Below are 19,866 nucleotides of genomic sequence, written 5' to 3' on the forward strand. Positions count from 1 at the left end.
CGTTCAACGACCACAAGCAGTGGCGAGGGATCGCAACCCGCTACGACAAGCTCGCCGCCGTCTACCGAGGAGCCGTTGTCCTACGCGCCATCACCATCTGGCTCGCGACTTAGGAGACACGCCCTAGACCCATGCGTGCCGCCCTCGGCTTCGCGCGACTCGTGCTGGCCTGGGTCGTCATCCTCGGCGCCGGCGGCATCCTCGTCGTGGCCGTGGTGGTGCCCTGGCTCGCCGGGGCGACGCCGTACCACGTCCAGACCGGCTCGATGCGGCCCTCGCTGCCGCCGGGGACGCTGGTCGTCGTCGAGCCGGTCGAGCCCGAGGAGATCGGGATCGGGACCGTGATCACCTACCAGATCGAGTCGGGCCGGCCGGAGGTCACGACCCACCGGGTGACCGAGATCGGGATCAACAACGTGTCGGGCGACCGCACCTTCCGGACGAAGGGCGACGCCAACGAGGCGGTCGATCCCGACCTGGTCCGTCCGGTCCAGGTGCGGGGAAGGGTCTGGTACGCCGTGCCGTACGTCGGGCGCGTGAACGACCTCGTCACGGGCCCGCGACAGGTTCCGCTGCTCGTGGCCGTCGGCGGACTGGCCTGCTACGCGGGATGGATGTTCGTGGGAGCGGCTCGTGACAAGCGCAGGGGCCGGAAGCAGAACGACCTGGAGCGGAAGGAAGGGGAGCTCGTCGCACCATGACGGGATGCCGGTTGATCCTCGGGACGATGCTCGCGACGATCGCACTCGCGACCGCCGCGGCCCCGGCGCGCGCCGACGACGAGATCGCCCTCAGCGCCGACGGCGTGACCTGGGGTGACGAGCTGAGCTCGCCGCTCTTCGGCCGGGGGCGGGACTGGGTCCCGGGCGACGCCGCGACCCGGTCCTTCTACGTCCGCAACGACGGCCGCAGCGATGCCCGGCTCCGCATCTCGGTCGTCACCCGCGACCGTGACCGGCTGGTCTCGTACGGGGACGTCGCGCTCTCGGCGCGGGTCGCGGGCGGCGGCTGGAGCGCTCTGGACAACGGTCAGGACGTGGCGCCGTTGGTCCGGACCGACCTCGGCGAGGACCGGTCGGTGCGGGTCGACGTACGGGCGTCCTTCCGGTGGGCTTCCCCCAACGAGTCCATGGTCGAAGCGCTGCCGCTCAAGATCACCGTGACCCTGGTCCAGGACGGCCCGGTCGACGGGTCCGACGGCGACGCCGGACCGGACGGGCTGCTCCCGGAGACCGGGAGCGCCGTTCCCTGGTGGCTGGTCGTGGCCGGTGCCGGCTTCATCCTCGGAGGCGTGATGCTCGTGGCGGCCGGCCGTCGGCGGGAGGACCAGCATGAGTAGGCACGTCGCCCGCCGTCGTACCGGCCGGGTCCGGGCCCTGCTCTGCCTCGCGCTGCTGGGTGGGCTCGGTGCCACGACCAGCCTCGCGTACTGGACCGATGACGTGTCGATCACGGGCTCGACGTTCACCGCAGGAACCCTCGACCTCGAGGTCGACAACGCCGATCCGTTCGCCGGGGCGACGGTTCTGTCGATGACCAACATGGTCCCGGGCAACACCTCGGCCCAGGTGCTGACGATCGGGAACGCCGGCACCGCGCCGCTCAAGTACACGCTCACCGGCGGCCTCACCGGGGCCGGCGCGACGGCCCACAACACGGCCGCCTCGTTGAGGCTGACCATCGTGCTCAACGGCACGACGTCAGGGACCGGGAACACGAGCACGTGCACCGGCGGTGCGGTCATCTACGGACCGACCGCCCTGACGAGCACCACGACGACCTCGATCCTGCCCAAGCGGCCGGCGGCCCCGCTCGCCACGACCGCCACCGAGTCGCTCTGCTTCCAGGTCACCTTCGACGCCGCCGCGCCGACCACTCTGCAGGGGACCTCCGTCAGCGCGGTCTTCACCGCCACGGGCACCTCGGACGTGTCGTGACCGGCCGCCTCCGCGCCGCGGGTCGTATCGCCGGCAGCACCGCGCTCAATCTGGGCGCGGCACTCGGGCTGCTCGTGCTCGCCGCGCTGGTCGCAGGCGTCGCGTTCGGCGTGCGGCCGATCGTCATCACCTCCGGGTCGATGGAGCCGTCGATCGGGACCGGAGCCCTCGTCCTGGCGCGCACGGTCCCCGCGTCCGACGTCGAGGTCGGCGACGTGGTGACCGTGCCGACCGCGAGTGGCACCCGCGTGACCCACCGGGTGGTGCAGGTGGACGACGGGGGAGCGGGCCTCGCGGTCCTGACGCTCCGCGGCGACGCGAACGCGACGCCCGATGCCGAGCAGTACCCCGTTTCCTCCGCGGACCGGATGCTTCTCGACGTCCCGCTGGTGGGCTACGTGCTGGGCGCGATGAGGAGCCCCGCCGGGCTCGTCGTGGTCGGCGGTCTCGCGGCCCTCCTCCTGGTGCTCATCGTCGGTCCCCGCGGGCGCGACCGCGGCGGCCGGGACGGCCCGGGTGGCCCGCGTGGGAGCGGCCGGCACCGCGCCCCCCACGCTGCGATCCCTGCGGGGAAGGCGGCCGCCGGTGCCCTCACCACCCTCTCGGCCGCTGCCGTACTGGCGGTGCCGAGCAGTGCGGCGTGGACCGACGGTGTCGACGTGAGCGGTACGACGCTGGCGGCGTACGACGTCCCGAAGCCGGCGATCCAGAGCTGTACCGTCACCGGCCCCGCTCTCGGCCAGAAGTCGGCCACGATCGTCTGGCCCGAGGTGTCCAGCCCGTACCCGATCGTCTACACCGCCCGGATCGTCGAGACCGGTCAGGCGATGACGGTGACGGACAACGGCACGACCCGGCAGACCGTGTTCTCGGCGGGGCTCCTGGGGACCGTCGTCAACCAGACCTACAACGTCCGGATCACCGCCTCGCTGCCGGCCCCGGGCACGTCGTGGACCGACACGGCGAACCAGCCGGTCACGGTCGGCTCGCTCGGGCTCAGCCTGACCTGCGGGGTCGCGAGCTGATCCGGTCGGGCCGGTGACTAGCCTCGTGCCGTGGCATCGGTCGGAGTCTTCGCACTGCAGGGCGACGTTCGCGAGCACCTGGCGACGTTGACCGCGCTGGGCGCAGAGGCGTTCCCGGTCCGCCGCCCCGATGAGCTCGCGCGCTGTGACGCGTTGGTTCTGCCCGGCGGCGAGTCGACCACCATGGTCAAGCTGGCCCGCACGTTCGAGCTGCTCGACCCGCTCCGCGACCGCGTGCGGTCCGGCATGCCGACCTTCGGCACCTGCGCGGGCATGATCCTGCTGGCCGACCGGATCCTGGACGGAGCGGTCGGCCAGGAGACGATCGGCGGGCTCGACGTGACCGTACGGCGCAACGCGTTCGGCCGCCAGGTCGACTCGTTCGAGGCCGACCTCGCCCTCAAGGGTCTCGACGCCCCCGTGCACGCGGTGTTCATCCGCGCACCGTGGGTCGAGGAGGCGGGTGCCGGCGTGGACGTGCTCGCCGAGGCAGCAGGGCACCCGGTCGCCGTACGCCAGGGACACCTGATGGCGACGTCGTTCCACCCGGAGGTCGCCGACGACGGGCGGATCCACCGGCTCTTCCTGGATCTGGTGCAGGGATAGGATCGACTGCTGTTGTCGAGTCGGAAGAGGGATAGATGTCTGGCCACTCCAAGTGGGCGACCACGAAGCACAAGAAGGCCGCGATCGACGCCAAGCGCGGCAAGCTGTTCGCCAAGCTGATCAAGAACATCGAGATCGCGGCCAAGATGGGCGGTCCCGATCCCGCCGGCAACCCGACCCTCTACGACGCCATCCAGAAGGCGAAGAAGCAGTCCGTCCCCAACAAGAACATCGACTCCGCGGTCAAGCGGGGCGGTGGCCTCGAGGGCGGCGCCGTCGACTACGAGACGATCATGTACGAGGTCTACGGCCCGCAGGGCGTCGCGCTCCTCGTCGAGTGCCTGACCGACAACCGCAACCGCGCCGCGATGGAGGTCCGGACGGCGGTCACCCGCAACGGCGGCACGATGGCCGACCCGGGCTCGGTGTCGCGGCTGTTCAACCGCAAGGGCGTCGTCGTCGTACCCAAGGCCCAGGAGGGCAGGGACGTTTCTGAGGACGACGTCCTCGAGGCCACACTCGATGCGGGCGCGGAGGAGGTCATCGACCTCGGCGACGGCTTCGAGGTGCAGTCCGAGGCCAGCGACGTCGTCGCGGTCCGTACGGCGCTCCAGGCGGCCGGCATCGACTACGACTCCGCCGAGGTCCAGTTCGTCGCATCGATGGACATCCCGGTCGCCGACCCGGAGGCCGCGGGCAAGGTGTTCCGACTGGTCGACGCGGTCGACGACCTCGACGACGTGCAGAACGTCTTCTCCAACGCCGACGTGCCGGACGAGGTCATGGAGGCGGTCGAGGCCTGACGCCGCAGACCGGGCGTGTCGTCCGCGGCCGCCCGGCCGCGTCGCGTTAGCCTGCGAACAGATGTTCGACAGGAAGGTGGGGCCGACGATGCGTGTGCTCGGGATCGATCCGGGCCTGACCCGCTGCGGGATGGGCGTGGTCGAGGGTGACGTGGGTCGACCGCTGTCGCTGGTCGACGTCAATGTCATCCGTACGTCGTCCGACGTGCCGGTGCCGCAGCGACTGGTGACCATCGAGCGCGGCATCGACGCGTGGCTCGACGAGCACCAGCCCGACGCCGTGGCAGTCGAGCGGATCTTCGCCCGCTCCGACGTCAGCACGATCATGGGCACCGCCCAGGCGGCGGGCGTCGCCATGGTGTGTGCCGCCCGGCGCGGGCTGCCGATCGCGCTCCACACCCCGAGCGAGGTCAAGGCAGCGGTCTCGGGCAACGGCCGTGCCGACAAGGCGCAGGTCGGGATGATGGTCACGCGGATCCTGCGCCTCGACGCCGTGCCGAAGCCGGCCGACGCCGCTGACGCGCTCGCGCTCGCGATCACCCACATCTGGCGGGGCGGGGCCCAGGCCAGGATCGATGCGGCGGTCGCCGCCGCAGGAGGGCGCAGGTCATGATCGCGCACGTCCGTGGCCGGGTCGCGGCCGTCACGCTCTCGAGCGCGGTGCTCGAGGTCGGAGGCGTCGGTCTCGAGCTCATGTGCACGCCCGGCACCCTGGCCACCCTCCGGACCGGTACGGAGGCCACGCTGCCCACGAGCCTGGTCGTCCGCGAGGACTCGCTGACCCTCTTCGGCTTCGTCGACGACGACGAGAAGTGCGTCTTCGAGCTCGTGCAGACGGCGTCGGGAGTCGGTCCGAAGCTGGCCCAGGCGATGCTCGCCGTACTGTCGCCGGACGGGGTGCGCACCGCGATCGCGACCGACGACGTCAAGACGCTGACCAGGGTCCCGGGCATCGGCCAGAAGGGCGCCCAGCGGATCATCCTCGAGCTCAAGGACCGGATCGGAGCGCCGACCGGACGCGTCGGCGCCCTTCCGACGCTGCCCACAGCGCCGTGGCGGGACCAGGTCACCCAGGGCCTGGTCGGTCTGGGCTACAACGCCAAGGACGCCGACAAGGCGATCGACGCGGTGGCCGACCAGGCCGGTGACGCCCCCGACGTCGGCGTGCTGCTCCGCGCCGCGCTCCGCTCCCTCTCCAAGGCCTGATCGGAGGCCCACGCATGCCCTTCCACGAGGACGAGCTCGACGTCGCGGAGCAGTCGCACCTGCAGTCGCTCACGGCGCTCGAGGCCGAGGGCGACGAGCGCGCTGTCGAGGCGGCGCTCCGGCCCCGCAGCCTCGACGAGGTCGTCGGCCAGACCCGGGTCAGGGACCAGCTGGGGCTGGTGCTCGAGGCCGCGCGGCGCCGGGGGAGGGCACCCGACCACGTCCTCCTGTCGGGTCCTCCCGGTCTCGGCAAGACCACGCTCGCGATGATCATCGCCCACGAGATGAACACGCCGCTGCGCCTCACCAGCGGCCCGGCGATCACCCACGCCGGCGACCTCGCGGCCATCCTGTCGGGCCTCAACGAGGGCGACGTCCTCTTCGTCGACGAGATCCATCGGATGTCGCGGCCGGCCGAGGAGATGCTCTACATGGCGATGGAGGACTTCCGCGTCGACGTCGTGATCGGCAAGGGCCCCGGCGCCACCGCGATCCCGCTCGAGATCCCGCCGTTCACGCTGGTCGGCGCCACGACCCGGGCCGGTCTGCTGCCTGGTCCGCTGCGGGACCGGTTCGGCTTCACGGCTCACCTCGAGTTCTACGAGGCCGCCGACCTCGACCGGATCGTGCACCGGTCCGCCGGGCTGCTCGACGTGGCTCTGACGGGCGAGGGCTCGGTCGAGATCGCGACCCGCTCCCGCGGCACGCCGCGGATCGCCAACCGGCTGCTGCGGCGGGTCCGTGACTACGCCCAGGTCCGCGCCGACGGCGTCGTGACCCACCCGGTCGCCCAGGCCGCGCTCGCCCTGTACGAGGTCGACGAGCTCGGCCTCGACCGGCTCGACCGTGCCGTGATCGACGCGCTGTGCCGGAGGTTCGGCGGCGGGCCCGTCGGGGTGTCCACGCTGGCTGTCGCCGTCGGTGAGGAGCGCGAGACGGTGGAGGAGGTGGCGGAGCCGTTCCTCGTCCGCTCCGGGTTCCTCGCCCGGACTCCGCGCGGCCGGATCGCGACGCCCGCCGCCTGGGAGCACCTCGGGCTGACACCGCCTCCGATGGCCGCCGAACCGGTCGAACCCACGCTCTTCGAAGAGTAGGGAGCGTCGCGGGCGCGACGCGGTCCGCGACCGCCGTACGGCGATGTGGGCTGCCTAACACGCACGGCTACACTTGCCCGTCGGCCCGCCCAGGGGTCCGTGCGGCTGCCCGGATCCGGTCGTGTGGCCATGTCCTTGGACCGTTTTCGGAAGGCTCTTTGGTGGAAGAACTCGCCCCCTTGCTGTGGATCGTCGCCATCGCGCTGATCTTCTGGCTGCTGATCATCCGCCCGGCACAGCGGCGCCAGAAGGAGATCGCCCGGGTGCAGGCGTCCATCGCCCCTGGCGAGACCGTCGTCCTCACGTCGGGGATCTTCGGGACCGTCGTGTCGACCGATGACGGCTCCCTGATGGTCGAGATCGCCCCCGGTGTCGCGGTCAAGGTCGCGCGCGGCGCGGTCGGGTCCGTCGTACGCCCGGAGGAGGCGGCCGCCGTCGACAGCGCCGACGAGGCCGGCGAGGCGCCGGCCGAGGACGCTGCGGACCAGGCCCCCGACGCCGACAACGAGGAGCGCTGAAGTGGCGACCCGTCGTCACCGGCCCGGCCGGACCCTGGTCGTCTTCTTCCTGGGTGTCGCCGTCCTGTTCGGCCTGGTCGCCCTCGGTCAGACCTGGAAGCCAGCGCTCGGCCTCGACCTCCAGGGCGGACTCCGGATCACGCTGACGGCTCTCGGCGACCCCAGCGACGAGAACTTCGAGGAGGCGCGCCGGATCATCGACCAGCGCGTCAACGGCTCGGGTGTCGTCGAGGCCGAGGTCACCGCGCAGTCCGGCGAGTACATCGTCGTCGAGATCCCGGGTTCCACCGAGAACCGGCGGGAGACCGAGGAGCTCGTCCGGCGCCAGGCACAGCTGCGGTTCCGGCTGGTGGCGTGCGGCGAGCAGTCCCCGGTCAACCCGTGCGCGTCCGGCGCGCCGTTGGGTCGGGCCCCGCTCACGCTGGAGCCGTCGGACAAGCCCGGTGGCAAGAAGGGCAGGAACAACGAGCCGTCGTACACGACCAGCCCGACCGATACCGCGAGCCCGACCGACACCGCGAGCCCGTCGGACACAACGAGCCCGACGGACGGGCCGGCCGAGGACCCGGAGGGTGAGGCGGGACCGGAGGTCCGCACCGCGCAGGACGAGATCACCTGGGCGGCGTCGCCGGACCAGGAGTCGATCGCGCTCTACAACTCGTTGCAGTGCAACGACGAAGGCGCCGTTGTCATGACGGACGAGCAGGGCGAGACCGTCCCGGCGCCCCAGCCTGACGACCCGGACCAGCCGCTCGTCTCGTGCGGCTTCCGCGGCGACACGGTGGTGAAGTACCTGCTGTCGCGCTCGGTCATCGAGGGCACCGAGCTCTCCGACGCCAGCGCCGGCATCCCCCAGGGCGACGTCAAGTGGGCTGTGTCGATCGACATCGGAAACGACAAGGACAAGGCCCACCCGATCTCACCCGAGCCGTGGACGTGCGACGGCGACGGCAACATCGTCGACGAGGACGACAACGTCGTCGATGCCAAGCCCGCGGGCGAGGGTGACCCCTGCGCCGGCGGCGAGGACGACTTCGAGACCATCTCCTCCCAGCTCGTCGACACCGAACGCCAGTTCGCGATCGTGCTCGACGGCACCGTGCTCTCCGACCCGACGATGGAAGCGGTGATCTACGACGGCAAGTCGCAGATCACGGGCGACTTCACCGAGGAGGAGGCGTCCAACCTCGCCAACAGCCTCAAGTTCGGCGCCCTCCCGATCGCGTTCGACAAGGACGTCACCACCGAGGACGTCGGTCCGTCGTTGGCGGGCGACCAGCTGACCGCCGGTCTCACCGCCGGTGGCATCGGCCTCGGAATGGTCATGCTCTACTGCCTTCTCTACTACCGCGGCCTCGGCATGGTCGTGGTGGGCTCGCTGTTCGTGGCGGCCGCCGTCACCTACGCGATGGTCCTGCTGCTCAGCGAGGCTGCCGGCTTCACCCTGACCCTGCCCGGCATCGCCGGTCTCATCATCGCGGTCGGCATCACCGCGGACTCGTTCGTCATCTACTTCGAACGGATCCGCGACGAGATGCGAGAAGGCAAGTCGATGCGGGTCGCGGTCGAGACCGGGTGGGCCCGTGCTCGGGTCACCCGGATCGCGGCCAACACGGTGTCGATGCTCTCGGCGGTGGTCCTCTACATCTTCGCGACCGGTGCCGTGAAGGGCTTCGGCTTCGCGCTCGGCCTGTCGACGCTGATCGACCTCGCGGTCCTGTTCTGGTTCACGAAGCCGCTGGTGTCGTGGCTCGCGCAGTTCAAGCTGTTCAACTCGGGTCACCGGCTGTCCGGTCTCAGCCGCGACACGCTGGGTCTCGACGCGCCGCCGGCCCGCGCCGCGACCCCGGCTGGAGGGAACGCCTGATGGGCAAGATGTCGAGGCTCGGCAACGAGCTGTACAACGGACACAAGTCGGTCGACTTCGTCGGCCGGAAGGCCCTCTTCTACGTGATCAGCCTCGTGATCGTCGGCCTGGCGATCACCGCGATCGCGGTGAAGCCGCTGAACTTCGGCGTGGAGTTCCGCGGGGGCACCGAGCAGAAGATCCAGGTCGCCTCCGGCGTCGACCAGGCAGAGGCCGACGAGCTCCGCGAGGCGATCGCCGATGCCGACATCGAGGGTGCCGCGAACCCCTCGGTCACCACGGCCGGCGACGACTCCCTGGTGCTGACCACCGAGTCGTTGTCGGAGGAGGGTGAGGACGAGACGGAAGCCGTCATCCTGGACCTCTACCCGGAGATCGACCCCGAGCAGGACATCTCGGTCCAGGACGTCGGTCCGAGCTGGGGCCGTGAGGTCGCCGAGCGGGCGCTGATCGGTATCGCGGTCTTCCTGGTCCTGGTCGTCCTCTTCATCTGGGGCTACTTCCGCGAGTGGAAGATGTCCGCGGCGGCACTGGCTGCGCTCTTCCACGACGTGGCGATCACGATCGGCGTCTACGCACTCTCCGGCTTCCAGGTGACGCCTGCCGCCGTCACCGGTCTCCTCGCGATCCTCGGCTTCTCGCTCTACGACACCGTCGTCGTGTTCGACAAGATCAAGGAGAACACCACCACCCTGCGCAAGAGCACGGAGTCCTACTCCGACGCGGCCAACCTCGCGGTCAACCAGACGTTGGTGCGGTCGATCAACACCAGCATCGTGGCCCTGATCCCGATCGGCGCGATCCTCTACGTGAGCGCCGTCCAGCTGGGCGCGAGCTCACTGCAGGACCTCGCCCTGGCGCAGTTCGTCGGCATGGCAGCCGGCGTCTACTCCTCGGTCTTCCTCGCACCGCGCATCCTCGTGCACCTGAAGTCGAGCGAGACCGAGGTGGTCGAGCAGGCGCGCCGGGCCCGGGCCCGGAAGCGGGCGCTGGCGGACCGCTACGCCGCGGTGCCGGTGTTCAAGGACGACATGCCGATCGTCGACGGCGAGCCTGCCGAGCAGCGACCGGCCACCGGCGGCCTGCCACCGGCCGACGAGGAGGAACCCGGCAACCGGGCGCGCCCCTCCGACGAGGCACTGGGCAAGGGGCGGGTCGCCCCGGCGCAGACGCGTCCGGTGAGCCAGAGCAGCAGCTCCGGCCGGCAGCAACCGGTCCGGCAGACGCGGTCGAAGCGCGGCAAGAAGTAGCCGCGGACGTGCCGGGGGAGCCGACGGCGGCGATGCTGGCCGCGGGGGAGGCGCTCGAGCGGTTGGTCCGCGACGTCGCCGACTTCCCCGAGCCGGGCATCGTCTTCAAGGACATCACGCCGCTGCTGGCCGACCACGTCGCGTTCCGCACGATCGTGACCGCACTGGCCGACGCCGGACGTGACGCCGACGGCCGCCCCGTCGTCGACAAGGTGGTGGGGATGGAGGCCCGGGGCTTCATCCTCGCGGCGCCGGTCGCGCTCGCGCTCGGCGTCGGGTTCGTGCCGGTCCGCAAGGCCGGCAAGCTCCCCGGCGAGACGCACGCCGTCGCCTACGCCTTGGAGTACGGCGAGGCGGTGCTCGAGGTCCATCGCGATGCCATCGGGGTCGGCGAGCGGGTGCTGGTCATCGACGACGTCCTGGCGACCGGCGGCACGGCCCGGGCGACGGCGGACCTGGTAGCCGCGTGCGGCGCCACCGTCGCGGCGATGGCGTTCCTGATGGAGCTGTCGTTCCTTCCCGGGCGCGCGGCTGTCGGCGACGTACCGATGACCACGCTGGCCGTCGTCTGACCACCTGCGAGCAGACGAATAGACTCCGTGTATGAGTGAGGAACGGGCCGGCGACCGCCCCGTTCCCGCGCGCCCGGCCGAGGTGCCGGCGTCGACGAGCGAGGCTGCCGGTGGCGGCCGCGGCATGCGCGCCCGGCTGGCCCGGATGGGCACCCGCACGCCCAGCTCCAACCCGGTGCTCGAGCCCCTGTTCCGTGCGGTCCGGGCCAACCACCCGAAGGCCGACCTGATCCTGCTCGAGCGCGCCTACGCGACGGCTGAGCGCCTGCACGGCACGCAGATGCGCAAGAGCGGCGACCCCTACATCACCCACCCGCTCGCGGTGACGACGATCCTCGCCGGGATCGGCATGACCGAGCCGACGCTCGTGGCCGCTCTGCTGCACGACACCGTCGAGGACACGCCGTACACCTTGGAGGAGTGTCGCCGCGACTTCGGCGACGAGGTCGCCCGCCTGGTCGACGGCGTCACCAAGCTCGACAAGGTCGTCTACGGCGACTCCGCCCAGGCGGAGACCATCCGCAAGATGATCGTGGCGATGTCGCGCGACATCCGGGTGCTGGTCATCAAGCTCGCCGACCGGCTCCACAACATGCGGACGCTGCGGTACGTGCCGCAGAAGAGCCAGGAGCGCACCGCCCGCGAGACGCTCGACATCTACGCGCCGCTGGCCCACCGGCTCGGCATGAACACCATCAAGTGGGAGCTCGAGGACCTCGCGTTCGCGACCCTTCACCCCAAGATCTACGACGAGATCGTGCGGATGGTCGCGGAGCGGGCGCCCTCGCGCGACCAGTTCCTGGCCGAGGTGATCACCCAGGTCGAGAAGGACCTGCGCGAGGCGAAGATCAAGGCGACCGTCACCGGCCGCCCGAAGCACTACTACTCGATCTACCAGAAGATGATCGTCGGCGGCCGCGACTTCTCCGACATCTACGACCTGGTCGGCATCCGGATCCTCGTCGAGGAGGACCGCGACTGCTACGGCGTGCTCGGTGTGCTGCACTCGCGGTGGAACCCGGTCCTCGGCCGGTTCAAGGACTACGTCGCGATGCCGAAGTTCAACATGTACCAGTCGCTCCACACCTCGGTCATCGGCCCGCAGGGCAAGCCGGTCGAGATGCAGATCCGCACCTTCGCCATGCACCGTCGTGCCGAGTACGGCGTCGCGGCGCACTGGAAGTACAAGGAGGACGGCCGCGCGGGCGCCGACACCGACAAGCGCGGCGACGTCGACGACATGAGCTGGGTGCGGCAGCTCCTCGACTGGCAGAGCGAGGTCGACGACCCGGGGGAGTTCCTCGAGTCCCTGCGGTTCGAGATCAACCAGACCGAGACCTACGTCTTCACGCCCCGGGGCGACGTCATCGCGCTGCCGTCGGGCTCGACGCCGGTCGACTTCGCGTACGCCGTCCACACCGAGGTCGGGCACCACACGATCGGCTCCCGGGTCAACGGCCGCCTGGTGCCGCTCGAGTCGACGCTCGAGAACGGCGACGTGGTCGAGGTCTTCACCTCGAAGTCCCCGACCGCTGCCCCGTCCCGCGACTGGCTCAACTTCGTGAAGTCCCAGCGGGCCCGCTCCAAGATCAAGCAGTGGTTCACCAAGGAGCGCCGGGAAGAGGCGATCGACCACGGCAAGGACGAGATCGCCAAGCTGATGCGCAAGGAGGGGCTGCCGCTCAAGCGGCTGCTCACCCATGAATCGCTCAACACGGTCGCCGAGCACTTCCGGCTCGCGGACGTCACCGCGCTCTACGCAGCGGTCGGCGAGGGCAACCTCGGCGCCCAGGCCGTCGTCCGCCGGGTCATCGAGATGCACGGCGGCGACGAGGGCGCCCAGGAGGACCTCGCCGAGGCCGTCACCATCACCGGCCGTCGCAGCCGCCCGCGCCGCTTGGCCCCCGGCACCGACGCCGGCGTCGTGGTCAAGGGCGCGCCGGACGTGTGGGTGAAGCTCGCGAAGTGCTGCACCCCCGTCCCGCCCGACGGGATCCTCGGGTTCGTCACCAAGGGGGGCGGGGTGTCGGTGCACCGGACGGACTGCACCAACGCCAGCAACCTCCTGGGGCAGCCGGAGAAGGTGCTCGAGGTCGAGTGGGCGCCCACCGGCCAGACGACGTTCCTCGTCAACATCCAGGTCGAGGCCCTCGACCGCTCACGCCTGCTGTCCGACATCACGATGGTGCTGTCCGACGCCCACCTCAACATCCTGTCGGCGAACCTCACCACCACCCGTGACCGGGTCGCCAAGACCCGCTTCACGTTCGAGATGGCCGACGCCAAGCACCTCGACACCGTGCTCAAGAGCGTGCGCAGCATCCCCGGCGTCTTCGACGCCTACCGCGTCACGCAGTAGCCCGCGGGCGGGGCGCTGGGCTGCGGGAGGACCGTCGTGCAGGAATCACCGGTGCACCGGTGAATCCTGCACTTCTCGGCCGATGCGATGGCCGAGAAGCGCAGGATGCGGCGGGGAGGATCGCGGTTTCACGCTGCCATCCACAGGTCAGAAGGGCACCGGTTTGGGACGAATGTTGGCGGGGGCAGCCCTCTTGCATGTACGTCAAGCCCGACGATCCCCGTCTCCTGCCGATCTCCCTGCGCTCCGAACTGCTGGCGGCCGGAGAGTCCGACCGCAGCCTTGCCCGTGCGATCCGGACCGGGTCGCTTGAACGACCGCGGCGTGGCGCCTACGTGGATGGGGAGCTTTGGCGGTCGATGACAGATGAAGAGCGGTACGCCGTACGTTGTCGGGCCGCCTACCGCCAGGCGGAGGCCGAGGTGTTCCTGAGTCACGCGTCCTCGTTGCCGTTACTCGACGGCCCTCTCTGGGGCCTCGAGCTCGGCGATGCGCACCTGACCCGCTTTGACGGGAAGGCGGGCCGCCGGCAAGCGCGGATCCGCCAGCACTGCGGTGCCGTGTCCGACGGAGACGTGGTGTCAGCCCATGGAACGCGATTCAGTTCACCGATGCGGTCGGCGCTCGAGGTGACGATGGTCGGCTCGGTCGAGTCCGGGCTCGTCGTGGCCAATCACTTCCTCCACCGAGGCGACTTCACGCTCGCTCAACTGCAAGAGCGCTACGACGGCGCGATGACCCGATGGCCGTTCTCACTCAAGACGGACCTTGTTGTCAGGCTGGCCGATCCGCGGATCGAGTCGGTCGGGGAGAGCCGTACCTTCCACTTTCTGTGGGCGTGGCACTTTCCGCGACCGGATCCCCAGTTCAAGGTCTACGACAATGGTCTTCTCGTCGCGCGGCTCGACTTCGCACTCCCGGAGCACCACGTGTGGATCGAGTTCGACGGCAAGGTCAAGTATCAGGGCTCACTTCGCGACGGCGATGACGTGACTGCCGTCGTACTCCGGGAGAAGCGGCGCGAGGAGCGGATCGCTGAGATCACCGGTTGGCGGTGCCTGCGCATCACCTGGGCGGATCTGGCGAACCCCGCGCGGCTCGCGGCGCGGCTTCGGAACCTCATCGACTCCGTCGCGCGGTCTCGCCGGCCCCGCTGAACGCTACTCCTGTCCCACTATTCACATCACCCAGGCAGTTCTGGCACTTCTCGGCCGTTGCATTGCCTGATAAGTGCAGGAATCACCGGTGCACCGGTGATTCCTGCGCCCCCGGTACCTGCTCCCTCGCCCCCGCGGCTCGGCTGACTCGACCCGCAGGCTCAGCGGTAGTCGGCGCTGGCCCGCTTGGCCATGTCGAGGAAGGAGCGGCGGCCCTCGAGGTTCTCCTCGAGCTCGCGGATCTTCTTGGCGTCGCCGGCGGCGCGGGCCTTCTCGAGCTTGGCCTCGGCCTCGGCGATCGCGGCCTCGAGCTTGGCGACCATGTCGTCGGCACGGGCGGACTTCTCCGGATCCGTGCGCTTCCACTGCTCATCCTCGACCTTGCGGATCGCCTGCTCGACGGTGCGCATCCGGCCCTCGAGCTCCTTGATCCGGTCCCGGGGCACCTTGCCGGCCTCGTCCCACCGGTCGGCCAGGTCGCGGAACGCGGTCTTCGCCGCCTGCAGATCGGTGACCGGGAGCAGCGCCTCGGCCTCGAGGATGAGCTGTTCCTTGACCACCGCGTTGGCGGCGAACTCGGCATCGAGCGCGGCGTTGGCCGCGTCGCGGGCGCCGAAGAAGGTGTCCTGGGCGGCGCGGAACCGCTTCCACAGCTCGTCGTCGACGCCCTTCGGCGCCGGTCCGGCCGCCTTCCACTGGCGCATCAGCTCGCGGTACTGACCGGCGGTCGGTCCCCAGTCGGTCGAGTCGGCGAGGCTCTCGGCCTCCTTGGCCAACCGCTCCTTCACCACGCGCGCGGCGTCCCGCTTCTCGTCCTGCTCCGCGAAGTGCAGCTTGCGCGCCTTGGTGTACGCCGACCGCGCCGACGAGAACCGCTTCCACAGCGCGTCGTCGGCCGCCTTCTCGATGCGGGGGAGCTGCTTCCACTGCTCGAGCAGCTCACGGAGCCGGTTGGCGCCGTTCTTCCAGTCCCGGCCGCTGGCGATCGCCTCGGCCTCGACCGCAAGCTGTTCCTTCTGCTCCTTGGCCTCCGTCGTGCGCCGGGCCTTGTCGGCGCGGCGGGCCTCGCGCTGGACGGCGATGACCGGGCCCAGCTCGTCGAGCCGCGCGCTCAGCCCGGCCAGGTCCCCGACCGCATGGGCGTCGGACAGCTGCGCGCGCACGGTCTTGACCGCGTTCGCCGCCTCCTCCGGCGACAGAACGCCGGAGTTCACCCGCTTGTGCAGCAGGTCCACCTCGAGCGCGAGCGCGTCGTACCGCCGCACGTAGAAGGCCATCGCCTCCTCCGCCGGGGCATCGGGCATCTGCCCCACCGGCCGTTCGCCGTCGGCGGTCTTGACATAGACGGTGCCGTCGTCATCGACGCGGCCCCACTCGCTCGCAGTCACAATGGGCAATGCTAAGGGAGACGTGCCTGGCCGATAGGCTGGGTCGGTGCTGATCGCCGGCTTCCCCGCAGGACCGTGGGGCACCAACTGCTACGTCGCGGCCACGAGCGCGGGCGCGGAGTGCGTCGTGGTCGACCCCGGCAAGGACGCTGCGCCCGGCATCGCCGAGGTCATCCGCGAGCACCGGCTCAAGCCGGTTGCGGTGCTGCTGACCCACGGCCACGTCGACCACATGTGGAGCGTCGCCCCGGTCGCCGGGACGTACGACGCCACCGCGTGGATCCATCCCAACGACCGACACCTGTTGACCGACCCCCTGGCCGGCGTCTCCCGCGAGTCCGCGGCGATGCTGCTCGGGATGCCCGAGGGCAAGTTCGAGTTCGCCGAGCCCGACGACGTCCGTGAGCTGGCCGACGGCGTCGACCTCGAGTTGGCGGGCCTGCGGTTCGTCGTCGACCACACGCCCGGCCACACCGAGGGATCGGTCACGTTCCGCACGCCCTACGACCACCCCGACGTCAGCGAGGTCATGTTCTCCGGCGACCTGCTGTTCGAGGGCTCGATCGGCCGGACCGACCTGCCGGGCGGCGACCACCCGACGATGCTGCGCAGCCTCGCGACCAAGGTGCTGACGCTCGCCGACGACATCGTGGTGCTCCCGGGCCATGGCGGACAGACGTCCATCGGTCGCGAGCGCGCGACCAATCCCTTCCTGCTGGAGCTCCAGGACTCGAGCACCGCAGGTCAAGTCACGCGAGGACTCTGAATTGAGCAAGCCGACGCCGCTGAGCGGCTTCCCCGAGTTCCTGCCTGCCCAGCGTGTCGTCGAGCAGCACGTGGTCACGACGCTGGCGGCGACGTTCGAGCTGCACGGCTTCGCGAACGTCGAGACCCGGGCCGTCGAGCCGATGGACCAGCTGCTCCGCAAGGGCGAGACGTCCAAGGAGGTCTACGTCCTGCGTCGCCTCCAGGAGGAGGACACCTCCCGGGACAAGGGGATCGGGCTCCACTTCGACCTGACCGTGCCGTTCGCCCGCTACGTGCTGGAGAACGCCGGCAAGCTCGAGTTCCCGTTCCGCCGCTACCAGATCCAGAAGGTCTGGCGCGGCGAGCGCCCGCAGGAGGGCCGGTTCCGCGAGTTCCTCCAGGCCGACATCGACATCGTCGGCCGGGACGAGCTGCCGTTCCACCACGACATCGAGGTCACCCGGGTGATGCTCGACGCCCTCGGCAAGCTCGCCGACCCCGATTCGATCGGCCTGCCCGGGTTCCGGCTCCAGGTCAACAACCGCAAGCTGATCCAGGGCTTCTACCTCGGGATCGGAGCGACCGACGTCGACGAGGTGATGCGCCTCGTCGACAAGCTCGACAAGCTCTCGCCCGAGCAGGTGGCCTCGCAGCTGGTCGCCGAGGCCGGCCTGACGCCGGAGCAGGCCGAGCAGTGCCTCGCCCTTGCCGCCATCCGCTCCATCGACGACTCGTTCGTCAAGGAGGTGCGCGCGCTGGGCGTCGACCACCCGCTGCTCGACGAGGGTCTCGACGAGCTCGCGCAGCTGCTCCGCGGCACCGTCGGACTCGCCACCGACAAGGTGCGGATCGAGGCGGACCTCTCGATCGCCCGCGGTCTCGACTACTACACCGGCACGGTCTTCGAGACCCGGCTCGACGGCTACGAGTCACTCGGCTCGATCTGCTCGGGCGGGCGCTACGACGCCCTCGCCAGCGACGGTCGTACGACGTACCCGGGCGTCGGCATCTCCCTCGGCGTCAGCCGGGTGCTGGTGCCGCTGATCCAGCGCGGCGTCGTGACGGGGGACCGGTCGGTGCCGAGCGCCGTCCTCGTCGCGCTCGCGGACGAGGACTCCCGACCGCGGGCCGACGAGGTCGCGACCGCCCTGCGGGCCCGGGGCATCCCGTGCGAGGTCGCGCCGTCCGCCGCGAAGTTCGGCAAGCAGATCCGTCACGCCGACCGGCGCGGCATCCCCTACGTGTGGTTCACGTCCGTCGACACCGACGGCCCGGCCGCCGACAGCATCACCCACGAGGTCAAGGACATCCGCAGCGGAAACCAGGTGCCGGCCGACCCGGCCACCTGGGAGCCTCCTGCTGGGGACCTGCGACCGACCATCAAGGTCTCGACAAGCTCGACCAACGAAACGGAGACAGTTCAGTGATCCGCACCCACGACGCCGGCGCCCTCTCGCTGCCTGCGCACGTCGGCCAGACCGTAACCCTCGCCGGCTGGGTAGCCAACCGGCGCGACCACGGCGGGGTTGCGTTCATCGATCTGCGCGACGCCAGCGGCGTCGTCCAGGTGGTGATCCGCGACGAGGCGGTCGCCCACGCGCTGCGCGCCGAGTACTGCCTCAAGGTCACCGGTGAGGTCACCGCCCGCAAGGAGGGCAACGAGAACCCCAACCTCCCGACCGGCGCCATCGAGGTCGTCTCCACGGACGTCGAGGTCCTCTCGGCGGCGGCACCGCTGCCGTTCCCGATCAGCGACCACGTCGACGTGGGGGAGGAGGTGCGGCTCAAGCACCGCTACCTCGACCTGCGTCGTACGGCGCCCGGCGCCGCTCTGCGGCTGCGCAGCAAGGTCAACCAGGCCGCACGTGCCGTCCTCGACGCGCACGACTTCGTGGAGATCGAGACGCCGACCCTGACCCGCAGCACCCCGGAGGGGGCCCGCGACTTCCTGGTGCCCGCCCGGCTGCAGCCCGGCAGCTGGTACGCCCTGCCGCAGAGCCCGCAGCTGTTCAAGCAGCTGCTCATGGTCGCCGGCATGGAGCGCTACTACCAGATCGCGCGCTGCTACCGCGACGAGGACTTCCGTGCCGACCGGCAGCCCGAGTTCACCCAGCTCGACGTCGAGATGAGCTTCGTCGAGCAGGACGACGTCCTCGCCCTGTCGGAGGAGATCCTTGCCGCGCTGTGGCAGCTGATCGGCTACGACCTGCCCCGTCCGATCCCGCGGATCACCTTCGCCGAGTCGATGGCCCGCTACGGCTCCGACAAGCCCGACCTGCGGATGGGCCAGGAGCTCGTCGACTGCACCGACTACTTCAAGGACACGCCCTTCCGGGTGTTCCAGGCGCCGTACGTCGGCGCCGTGGTGATGCCGGGCGGTGCCAGCCAGCCGCGCAAGCAGCTGGACGCCTGGCAGGAGTGGGCCAAGCAGCGCGGTGCCCGCGGGCTCGCCTACGTGCTCTTCCAGGAGGACGGCGAGCTGGGCGGCCCCGTCGCCAAGAACCTCAGTGACGAGGAGAAGGCCGGCCTCGCCGCGCACGTGGGCGCCCAGCCGGGCGACTGCGTGTTCTTCGGCGCCGGCGCCGTGAAGTCCAGCCGCGCGCTGCTCGGTGCCGCCCGGCTCGAGATCGGCCGTCGCTGCGGGCTCATCGACGAGAGTGCCTGGAGCTTCGTCTGGGTCGTCGACGCGCCGCTGCTGGAGCCGGCGTCCGAAGCGACGGCAGCAGGTGACGTCGCTGTGGGTCAGGGCGAGTGGACCGCGGTCCACCACGCGTTCACCAGCCCCCAGGACGCCGAGGGCTTCGACAAGGACCCCGGCACTGCCCTGGCCTGGGCCTACGACATCGTGTGCAACGGCAACGAGATCGGCGGCGGCTCGATCCGTATCCATCGCGAGGACGTCCAGAAGCGAGTGTTCGCGTTGATGGGCATCGGCGAGGAGGAGGCCGAGGAGAAGTTCGGGTTCCTGCTCCAGGCCTTCAAGTACGGCGCGCCCCCGCACGGCGGCATCGCGTTCGGATGGGACCGGATCTGCGCGCTCCTCGCGGGCACCGACTCCATCCGCGAGGTGATCGCCTTCCCGAAGTCCGGCGGCGGCTTCGACCCGCTCACGGCGGCCCCTGCTCCCATCACTCCCGAGCAGCGCAAGGAGGCCGGAGTCGACGCCGTTCCGGAGGAGGATGTTCGGGCTGACGCCTGATCCGCGGGCAAAGCCCTGCGAACACCCGGCTCCGACCGGATGCGGGCACCGAGACCAGATCGTTACGCGTCAGTGATCTGGAACACGGTGGGGCTCGCCTAGAGTCTCGGACGGCGCCGCATCGGACGGTGCTGCCGG

General features: G+C 70.4%; 19 protein-coding genes. 18 read left to right on the forward strand and 1 reads right to left on the reverse strand.

All coding sequences use genetic code 11. The annotated features are described in order from the left end of the window. Positions 1-131: 131 nt before the first annotated feature. The 15 genes from D0Z08_RS24650 to D0Z08_RS24720 all read left to right on the forward strand — a co-directional run bounded on the left by D0Z08_RS24650 (position 132) and on the right by D0Z08_RS24720 (position 14,394). Positions 132-701 (forward strand): signal peptidase I, encoded by a 570-nt coding sequence (locus tag D0Z08_RS24650; protein WP_118927938.1) that lies wholly within the window; start codon positions 132-134, stop codon positions 699-701. A 26-nt stretch (positions 702-727) separates the two neighbouring features. Then, a complete protein-coding gene (locus D0Z08_RS24655; protein ID WP_182481473.1) occupies positions 728-1,339 on the forward strand; it encodes an LPXTG cell wall anchor domain-containing protein in 612 nt (203 codons plus the stop codon). Beyond that, positions 1,332-1,937 carry a TasA family protein gene (locus D0Z08_RS24660; protein WP_118927940.1) on the forward strand — a complete coding sequence of 202 codons (606 nt, stop codon included), beginning with the start codon at positions 1,332-1,334 and terminating at the stop codon, positions 1,935-1,937. Before D0Z08_RS24655 ends, D0Z08_RS24660 begins: the two co-directional genes overlap by 8 nt. Next, positions 1,934-2,962, forward strand: coding sequence for a signal peptidase I (locus tag D0Z08_RS24665; protein WP_182481474.1), 1,029 nt, complete (start codon positions 1,934-1,936; stop codon positions 2,960-2,962). Before D0Z08_RS24660 ends, D0Z08_RS24665 begins: the two co-directional genes overlap by 4 nt. 30 nt (positions 2,963-2,992) lie before the next feature. Then, on the forward strand, positions 2,993-3,568 hold the full coding sequence (gene pdxT / locus D0Z08_RS24670; protein WP_118927942.1) for a pyridoxal 5'-phosphate synthase glutaminase subunit PdxT: 576 nt from the start codon (positions 2,993-2,995) through the stop codon (positions 3,566-3,568). A 35-nt stretch (positions 3,569-3,603) separates the two neighbouring features. Further along, positions 3,604-4,371 (forward strand): YebC/PmpR family DNA-binding transcriptional regulator, encoded by a 768-nt coding sequence (locus tag D0Z08_RS24675; protein ID WP_118927943.1) that lies wholly within the window; start codon positions 3,604-3,606, stop codon positions 4,369-4,371. Between the two features lie 88 nt (positions 4,372-4,459). Continuing rightward, positions 4,460-4,984, forward strand: a complete 525-nt coding sequence (gene ruvC / locus D0Z08_RS24680) for a crossover junction endodeoxyribonuclease RuvC (RefSeq protein ID WP_118928027.1) — start codon at positions 4,460-4,462, stop codon at positions 4,982-4,984. Further along, positions 4,981-5,577 carry a Holliday junction branch migration protein RuvA gene (gene ruvA, locus D0Z08_RS24685; RefSeq protein ID WP_118927944.1) on the forward strand — a complete coding sequence of 199 codons (597 nt, stop codon included), beginning with the start codon at positions 4,981-4,983 and terminating at the stop codon, positions 5,575-5,577. The genes ruvC and ruvA overlap by 4 nt, the downstream gene beginning before the upstream one ends. Before the next feature lie 14 nt (positions 5,578-5,591). Next, positions 5,592-6,671, forward strand: a complete 1,080-nt coding sequence (gene ruvB / locus D0Z08_RS24690) for a Holliday junction branch migration DNA helicase RuvB (RefSeq protein ID WP_118927945.1) — start codon at positions 5,592-5,594, stop codon at positions 6,669-6,671. Positions 6,672-6,832: 161 nt separating this feature from the next. Next, complete coding sequence (gene yajC, locus D0Z08_RS32350; RefSeq protein ID WP_182481475.1) at positions 6,833-7,189, forward strand: preprotein translocase subunit YajC; 357 nt, start codon at positions 6,833-6,835, stop codon at positions 7,187-7,189. Position 7,190: 1 nt separating this feature from the next. Then, entirely contained in the window at positions 7,191-9,056 is a 1,866-nt protein-coding gene (locus D0Z08_RS33170; protein ID WP_245994428.1) for a preprotein translocase subunit SecD, read from the forward strand. Further along, entirely contained in the window at positions 9,056-10,306 is a 1,251-nt protein-coding gene (gene secF / locus D0Z08_RS24705) for a protein translocase subunit SecF (RefSeq protein WP_118927947.1), read from the forward strand. Before D0Z08_RS33170 ends, secF begins: the two co-directional genes overlap by 1 nt. Positions 10,307-10,338: 32 nt before the next feature. Then, positions 10,339-10,878, forward strand: a complete 540-nt coding sequence (locus D0Z08_RS24710) for an adenine phosphoribosyltransferase (protein ID WP_118927948.1) — start codon at positions 10,339-10,341, stop codon at positions 10,876-10,878. A gap of 124 nt (positions 10,879-11,002) precedes the next feature. Then, positions 11,003-13,237 carry a RelA/SpoT family protein gene (locus D0Z08_RS24715; protein ID WP_118928029.1) on the forward strand — a complete coding sequence of 745 codons (2,235 nt, stop codon included), beginning with the start codon at positions 11,003-11,005 and terminating at the stop codon, positions 13,235-13,237. Positions 13,238-13,296: 59 nt separating this feature from the next. Then, positions 13,297-14,394: a type IV toxin-antitoxin system AbiEi family antitoxin domain-containing protein gene (locus D0Z08_RS24720; protein ID WP_147381534.1), complete on the forward strand. Its 1,098-nt coding sequence runs from the start codon at positions 13,297-13,299 to the stop codon at positions 14,392-14,394. Positions 14,395-14,555: 161 nt separating this feature from the next. On the opposite strand, the gene D0Z08_RS24725 is transcribed toward D0Z08_RS24720, so the two are convergent. Beyond that, entirely contained in the window at positions 14,556-15,782 is a 1,227-nt protein-coding gene (locus D0Z08_RS24725; RefSeq protein WP_245994430.1) for a DUF349 domain-containing protein, read from the reverse strand. A gap of 46 nt (positions 15,783-15,828) precedes the next feature. Here D0Z08_RS24725 and D0Z08_RS24730 point away from each other — a divergent pair, with 46 nt between their 5' ends. The 3 genes from D0Z08_RS24730 to aspS are packed head-to-tail and all read left to right on the forward strand — an operon-like array spanning position 15,829 to position 19,728. Then, positions 15,829-16,548, forward strand: coding sequence for an MBL fold metallo-hydrolase (locus D0Z08_RS24730; RefSeq protein ID WP_118927950.1), 720 nt, complete (start codon positions 15,829-15,831; stop codon positions 16,546-16,548). A gap of 1 nt (position 16,549) precedes the next feature. Beyond that, positions 16,550-17,956, forward strand: coding sequence for a histidine--tRNA ligase (gene hisS, locus D0Z08_RS24735; protein ID WP_118927951.1), 1,407 nt, complete (start codon positions 16,550-16,552; stop codon positions 17,954-17,956). Then, entirely contained in the window at positions 17,953-19,728 is a 1,776-nt protein-coding gene (gene aspS / locus D0Z08_RS24740) for an aspartate--tRNA ligase (RefSeq protein ID WP_118927952.1), read from the forward strand. The genes hisS and aspS overlap by 4 nt, the downstream gene beginning before the upstream one ends. The last annotated feature ends 138 nt before the right edge of the window (positions 19,729-19,866 follow it).

It is taken from the genome of Nocardioides immobilis, from assembly GCF_003515065.1.
GTDB lineage: Bacteria > Actinomycetota > Actinomycetes > Propionibacteriales > Nocardioidaceae > Nocardioides > Nocardioides immobilis.